Source organism: Modestobacter sp. DSM 44400 (assembly GCF_900107175.1).
GTDB lineage: Bacteria > Actinomycetota > Actinomycetes > Mycobacteriales > Geodermatophilaceae > Modestobacter.
In genome coordinates, this window is sequence record NZ_FNOZ01000003.1 from 186,903 (window position 1) to 193,133 (window position 6,231).

Annotated in this window: 7 protein-coding genes; 6 read left to right on the top strand and 1 reads right to left on the bottom strand. The window is 72.9% G+C overall.

Annotated elements, in window-relative coordinates; all coding sequences use genetic code 11:
* Positions 1-17 precede the first annotated feature (17 nt).
* The 5 genes from BLW04_RS04200 to BLW04_RS04220 all read left to right on the top strand — a co-directional run bounded on the left by BLW04_RS04200 (position 18) and on the right by BLW04_RS04220 (position 5,493).
* On the top strand, positions 18-1,538 hold the full coding sequence (locus BLW04_RS04200; protein ID WP_091537527.1) for a YifB family Mg chelatase-like AAA ATPase: 1,521 nt from the start codon (positions 18-20) through the stop codon (positions 1,536-1,538).
* Positions 1,535-2,740 carry a DNA-processing protein DprA gene (gene dprA, locus BLW04_RS04205; RefSeq protein ID WP_091537528.1) on the top strand — a complete coding sequence of 402 codons (1,206 nt, stop codon included), beginning with the start codon at positions 1,535-1,537 and terminating at the stop codon, positions 2,738-2,740. The genes BLW04_RS04200 and dprA overlap by 4 nt, the downstream gene beginning before the upstream one ends.
* Before the next feature lie 106 nt (positions 2,741-2,846).
* Positions 2,847-3,818 (top strand): tyrosine recombinase XerC, encoded by a 972-nt coding sequence (locus BLW04_RS04210; RefSeq protein ID WP_091537529.1) that lies wholly within the window; start codon positions 2,847-2,849, stop codon positions 3,816-3,818.
* A 73-nt stretch (positions 3,819-3,891) separates the two neighbouring features.
* Positions 3,892-4,674: an RNA polymerase sigma factor WhiG gene (whiG, locus tag BLW04_RS04215; protein ID WP_091537530.1), complete on the top strand. Its 783-nt coding sequence runs from the start codon at positions 3,892-3,894 to the stop codon at positions 4,672-4,674.
* A gap of 276 nt (positions 4,675-4,950) precedes the next feature.
* The gene (locus BLW04_RS04220; RefSeq protein WP_091537531.1) at positions 4,951-5,493 is read left to right on the top strand and encodes a DinB family protein; all 543 of its coding nucleotides are present in this window, start codon (positions 4,951-4,953) and stop codon (positions 5,491-5,493) included.
* 40 nt (positions 5,494-5,533) lie between these two features.
* Here the strand turns inward: BLW04_RS04220 and BLW04_RS04225 are convergent, their stop codons facing one another.
* Complete coding sequence (locus BLW04_RS04225; RefSeq protein ID WP_139306723.1) at positions 5,534-5,866, bottom strand: hypothetical protein; 333 nt, start codon at positions 5,864-5,866, stop codon at positions 5,534-5,536.
* 40 nt (positions 5,867-5,906) lie between these two features.
* On the opposite strand from BLW04_RS04225, the gene BLW04_RS04230 reads away from it, so the two are divergent.
* A partial coding sequence (locus tag BLW04_RS04230; RefSeq protein WP_139306724.1) for a transposase occupies positions 5,907-6,231 on the top strand: 325 nt, incomplete at its 3' end.

The window sequence follows — 6,231 nt, forward strand, 5'->3', positions numbered from 1 at the left end:
GTCGTGGGCGCGGTCCGATGAGCCTGGCCCGGACGTGGTCGGTGGGGCTGGCCGGTGTGCAGGGCGCGATGGTCGAGGTCGAGGTGGACCTGGCGTCGGGGGTGCCGACGGTGGTCCTGGTCGGGCTGCCCGACGCGGTCGTCCGGCAGTCGGTGGACCGGGTGCGCGCCGCGGTGGTCAACAGCGGCCACGAGTTCCCGTTGCGCCGGGTCACCATCGGGCTGTCACCGGCGGCGATGCCGAAGCAGGGGAGCGGCTTCGACCTGGCGCTGGCGGTTGCCGTGCTCGCCGGTGCAGGCGTCGTGCCGCGCGACGCGGTCACCGACCCCGTGCTGCTGGGCGAGCTTGGCCTCGACGGGTCGCTGCGCACGGTCCGCGGCGTGCTGCCCTCGGTGCTGGCCGCCGCGGCGGCGGGCCACCGGCAGGTGGTCGTCCCCGCCGACAACGCCGACGAGGCGGCCCTGGTAGCCGGCGTGGAGGTACTGGCGGCGCACAGCCTCAGCGAGGTCGTCGGCCACCTCGCCGGGCGCGCCCGGCTGAGGGGGCACGTCCGGCGACCCGGGCCTCCGGAGCGTCCGGGGCCTGACCTGGTCGACGTCGTGGGCCAGGCGGCCGGCCGGCGCGCGGTCGAGGTGGCCGCCGCGGGTGGCCACCATCTGTTCCTGACCGGCCCGCCGGGGGCCGGCAAGACGATGCTCGCTGAACGGCTGCCCGGGCTGCTGCCCCCGCTGGACGAGCGGGCCGCTCTGGAGGTCACCGCCATCGCCTCGGTGGCCGGTACTCTGCCGGCCGGTTCACCGCTCGCGACCCGGCCGCCGTTCGAGGCGCCGCACCACTCGGCGACGACGGCCGCGCTGGTCGGCGGGGGCTCCGGCCACATCCGGCCCGGCGCGCTGTGCCGCGCCCACCGGGGCGTGTTGTTCCTCGACGAGGCGCCGGAGTTCCCGCGGGCGGTGCTGGACAGCCTCCGTCAGCCGCTGGAGCGGGGGCAGGTGACCATCCACCGGGCCAACGGTTCGGCGACCTTCCCGTGCCGCACGCAGCTGGTGCTGGCCGCGAACCCCTGCCCGTGCGCGAGTGCGGCCGGCGACACGGCCTGCACCTGCAGTCCCCTGGAGCGCCGCCGGTACCAGGCCCGGCTGTCCGGACCGCTGCTGGACCGGGTGGACCTACGGGTCGATCTGCCCGCGGTCACCCGGGCCGCGTGGCTGGACGGGCTGGCGCCACCGGAGGCCACGGCGGTGGTCGCCCGGCGGGTGCAGCAGGCACGGGCGGTCTCGGCCCGCCGGCTGGCCGGCACCGGGTGCGCGCTCAACAGTCAGGTGCCCGGGCGGCTGCTCCGGGAGCGCTGGCCGATCGAGCGCCGTGCCCTGGTGCTGGCCGAGCGGGCGCTGGAACGCGGCGCGCTGTCGGTCCGCGGCTTCGACCGGGTGTGGCGCGTGGCCTGGACGTTGGCCGACCTGGCCGGCGCCAACCGGCCGGGTCCGGAGCAGGTCGCCGAGGCGCTGGGCATGCGGCTGCAGCGGGTGGCGGCATGACCGCCGTCGGCGGGGGCGCGGTCGACCCGGTGGTGCGGCGCGCGCGGGCGTGGCTGTCCCGGGCGGTCGAGCCGGGCAGCGTCGACCTGTGGCGGTTCGTCGAGCGGGAGGGGCCGGTGGCCGTGGCGACGGCGCTGCGGGCCGGGTCCGCGCCGCCCCGGGTGCAGGTGCTGGCCGGGGTGCGGGCGGGGGAGGACGCCAGTGCCGACGACCTGCGCCGCGCGGAGCGCTGCGGTGCGCGCCTGGTCGTCCCCGAGGACGGGGAGTGGCCGGCGCTGCCGTTGCACTCCCTCGCCGTCGCGGTGGCCGACGAGCCGGTGGCGACCGGTCGGCAGACCGACCGCACCAAGGTGCTGGTCCCGCCGCTGGCACTGTGGGTGCGCGGCGCCCGGCCGCTCGACGAGCTGGTCGACCGGTCGGTCGCGCTGGTGGGCTCGCGGGCGTCGACCGCCTACGGCGAACACGTCGCCGGAGAGCTCGCCGCCGGACTGGGAGAGCGGGGGTGGACGACGGTCTCCGGTGGGGCCTTCGGCATCGATGCGGCGGCCCACCGGGGCGCGTTGGCGGCCGGGGCGCCGACGGTCGTCGTGGCGGCCTGCGGGGTGGACCGGATCTACCCCGCGGCGCACTCCGCGCTGTTCACCCGTGTGCTGGACGACGGTCTGCTGGTCAGCGAGTGGCCGCCGGGCTGCGCTCCGTTGCGGCACCGCTTCCTGGTCCGGAACCGGCTGATCGCGGCGTTGACCCGGGGCACGGTGGTGGTGGAGGCCGCGGCCCGCTCGGGTGCGCAGGCCACAGCCCATCGGGCGCGGGACCTGGGCAAGGCGGTGATGGCAGTGCCCGGTCCGGTTACGTCAGCGATGTCGGTGGGTTGTCACGAGTTGCTGCGTGACGCCGAGCGTGGGGCGACGCTGGTGACCAGCGCCGCCCAGGTGCTCGACCGGGTCGGCGAGCTGGGGGAGGACCTCGTGCGGCGGGAGTCCCGGCCGGAGACCGCGCGGGACTCGCTGTCCGACGTGGCGCGGCGGGTGCTCGACGCCTGCCCGGTGCGGATCGGGGTGCCGCCGGAACGGCTGGCTGGAGTGGCCGGCTGCGATGTGCTCGACGTGCTCCGGGTGCTGCCGGCGCTCGAGATGGCCGACCTGGTGCAGTGGACCGGCACCGGCTGGCGGCTCGCCCCGGCGGCGGGCGTGGCGGGCTGAGCCGGGCTGACCAGGTGCGGGAGGGCAGGAGACGGAACGGTTGCGCGCAAGCCGGTCGACGGCGTGGCCCGTTGACCAGGGGCGCGTACCGACGCAGGCTCTGGGCATGGCCGCCGGGACAGCAGAGCTGCGCGCGCTGCTGTCCGCGGCCCTGGCCGAGACGCTCGACGCCTGGGAGGAGCACCTCCGGCTGCAGCGCGACCTGTCCCCGCACACCGTGCGCGGTTACGTCGGTGACGTCGTCTCCCTACTCGACCACCTCGTCCGGCGGGGTGGTTCGACCGCCGCGGACCTGGACCTGGCCGCCCTGCGCAGCTGGCTGGCCCAGGGCCGGGCCCGGGGTGACAGCAGGTCGACTACCGCCCGCCGGGCGGCGTCGGCCCGCTCGTTCACCGCCCACCTGCGGCGCACCGGCCAGGTACCCGAGGACGTCGGCCTGCGGCTGTCCAGTCCGCGTGCCCACCGCACACTGCCGGGCGTGCTCGGTGCCGACCAGGCACGAGAGGTCCTCGACCGGGCTGCCGCGCCGGCCGACGAGACCGGAGACCCCGTGGTGGACGCCGCCGCGACCGCCGTCCGGCTGCGGAACGCGCTGGTCGTGGAGCTGCTGTACGCCAGCGGCGTGCGGGTGGGGGAGCTGGTCGGACTGGACGTCGACGACATCGACCCGGCGCGCCGGCTGGTGCGGGTTCTGGGCAAGGGCCGCAAGGAGCGGTCGGTGCCCTTCGGTGTTCCCGCGGGCGCGGCGCTGCAGGCCTGGCTGACCCGCGGCCGGCCGGTGCTCGCCGTCGCCGACAGCGGTCCGGCGTTGCTGCTGGGGGTGCGCGGAAGCCGACTGGACGCCCGGGAGGCCCGCCGCGTGGTGCACGCCGCGATGGCCGCCACGCCGGGGGCACCCGACATCGGTCCGCACGGGCTGCGGCACTCTGCTGCCACACACGTCCTGGAGGGCGGCGCTGACCTGCGGTCGGTCCAGGAACTGCTGGGTCACGCTAGCCTCGCGACGACGCAGGTCTACACGCACGTGACGGTCGAGCGGCTCCGCGCGGTCCACGCGCAAGCCCATCCACGAGCCTGAAGGAGTGCCTGAGTGACAGGGCAGATGCCGCGGTCTTCGACCGCGTACAGGGGGACAGGTGCCTGACGCGACGATGCGGCAGCTAGGCGTGGACGGGGATCCCGACGCCGCGGTGGCCGACCTCTGGGCGCGGTACGTCGTCGACCGGGACAGCGCCCTGCGCGACCGGCTGATCCTGCACTACGCGCCGCTGGTCAAGTACGTCGCCGGCCGGGTGGGCAGCGGCCTGCCCGCCCACGTCGAGCAGGCCGACCTTGTCTCCTACGGGACGTTTGGCCTGATCGACGCGATGACCCGGTTCGAGCCCTCCCGGGAAATCAAGTTCGAGAGCTACGCGATGGCCCGTATCCGCGGCGCGATCATCGACGAGCTGCGCTCCACCGACTGGATCCCGCGCTCGGTGCGGATGAAAGCCCGGCAGTTCGAGCGCACGGTCGCCACGCTGGAGAGCAAGTTGCAGCGCAGCCCGACGGAGGAGGAGGTCGCCGACGAGATGGACATGGACGTCGAGGACGTCCGCAAGTTCCTCGGTCAGCTGTCCCTGGTCAACGTCGTCGCCCTCGACGAGCTGCTGGTCGACGACGACGGCTCCGCGCCGCGCCTGGTCGACACCCTGCGGGACTCCAGCGCGCTGGACCCCCAGGCGATGGCCGAACACGGCGAAGCACGCCAGCTGCTGGCCCGCGCGGTGGAGCAGCTGCCCGAGCGGGAGAAGGTCGTGGTCAGCCTCTACTACTTCGAGGGCCTCACCCTGTCCGAGATCGGGCGGGTGCTCGGAGTGACCGAGAGCCGGATCTGCCAGCTCCACACCAAGGCTGTCCTGCATCTGCGCACCAAGCTCGCCGACATCGCCTGATCTATGTGACTGGACGCGATAGTTGAGCAATGGACACCGAACGTGAGCACAAGCGTCGGTGAACACCCTAGTTGAGCAGGGCTTCCTGCGGTTTTGTCCCTGGTCAAAGCTTCGGGGGGCCTGTTTGGACACGACAGTTGAGCAGGACCGCGCTCTGGACACGACAGTTGAGCAGGACTTCGTTTGGACACGACAGTTGAGCAGGAGCGTCGGTCACCAGACCCGGATCACCAGGCCGTCCGGGTCCTGTCCGGCCCGCCTGGCAGGCTGAGTCCCGTGCGCAGCCCGGATCGGCTCAGCATCGTGCGTTGGCAGTTCGACATGACCTGGCGGCTTGCGTCCCAGTTCCACCTGCCGGATCTGGACGATGAGGGGTGCCTATGGTCGCCAGCGCCCGGCGCATACACGGTCCGGCAAGACGGAGGGGGCAAGTGGCGGGCCGATTGGAACGATGAGGACCCCGACTCACCTTCACCGGTGACAATCGGCTGGCTGACCTGGCATCTGCTGTGGTGGTGGGACGAACTGCTCACTCGCGCTCGCGGTCAGCAACCACTTGACCATCAGGACGTGTTCTGGCCTGGATCGGCAGAGGCCGTCCGTGTGCGGCTCCATCAACTCAGCGATGACTGGGCACAACTGCTCGGTGAGCAGACTGAGATGGACTTGGACCGCCCCTTTGCCTTTCCATGGCCGGAGCCTCGGCCGTTTGTGTTTGCCGCTGCGTGGGCCAACAGCGAACTGATGAAGAACGTCGCTGAGATCGGGGTGATCCGGCACCAGTATCTCGCTTCCGGAACCGGCACGAGGAGCGCCTGACAGTCACTCACGGGTCGAGCATGCGTGAACCCCGACCTGGTCAGGCGGAGGCGTACCGGCTACTGGGCAACGCCGCAGTCGCTGCTCGGTCGACCCGTTTCGTGTGTTGTTCCGCGTATCCGCGGACGATCGCCTCCAGTGCTGGGGCTGCCCGGCGGCGCAGCGTCGTGTAGGAGGAGACCGCCTGGTCGGTGCAGCGCCGCGCAGCGGTTGCTGTCAGCGCCATGGGGGCGAGGGCGGGGTCTCCGCTTGTGATGTCGCTCCACAGCCGGATGGTCACGTCGCGGCGGCGTTCATCCCATGGGGTGTCGACGCGGGCGACGCGGGCGACGAGCATGGCGTCGCGCAGGTGCTGCCAGTCGCCTTCAGGCATGTCCCAGGCGGCATTGAGGTGGTGGAGTTGACCCGCTTCGGTGGACACCCTGAACTTGGGCGATGTGCCCGAGGAAGGGGTCCTGATGGGCCGTCCGAGCAAGTACTCCCCGGAGTTCCGGGAGCAGGCCGTGGAGCTCGTCAGAGCGACCGGCAAGACCGTCGCGGAGATTGCCCGAGACCTGTCGATCAATGACACGACGCTGGGGAACTGGGTCAAGGCTGACGCCGCCGAGCGGGGCGTGCCGGACAGCAGTGGGCTTCTTCCACTGACGGCGGCGGAGCGGGCCGAGCTGACGAAGCTGCGCCGGGAGAACGCGAAGCTCAAGGTCGAGCGGGAGATCTTGAAAAAAGCGGCGGCCTTCT

Bases quoted from the DNA above. Each gene is read 5' to 3' on its own strand.
- whiG (WP_091537530.1), top strand. From the start codon at position 3,892: ATGCGGCAGCTAGGCGTGGACGGGGATCCCGACGCCGCGGTGGCCGAC.
- dprA (WP_091537528.1), top strand. From the start codon at position 1,535: ATGACCGCCGTCGGCGGGGGCGCGGTCGACCCGGTGGTGCGGCGCGCG.
- BLW04_RS04225 (WP_139306723.1), bottom strand. From the start codon at position 5,866: ATGCCTGAAGGCGACTGGCAGCACCTGCGCGACGCCATGCTCGTCGCC.
- BLW04_RS04200 (WP_091537527.1), top strand. From the start codon at position 18: ATGAGCCTGGCCCGGACGTGGTCGGTGGGGCTGGCCGGTGTGCAGGGC.
- BLW04_RS04210 (WP_091537529.1), top strand. From the start codon at position 2,847: ATGGCCGCCGGGACAGCAGAGCTGCGCGCGCTGCTGTCCGCGGCCCTG.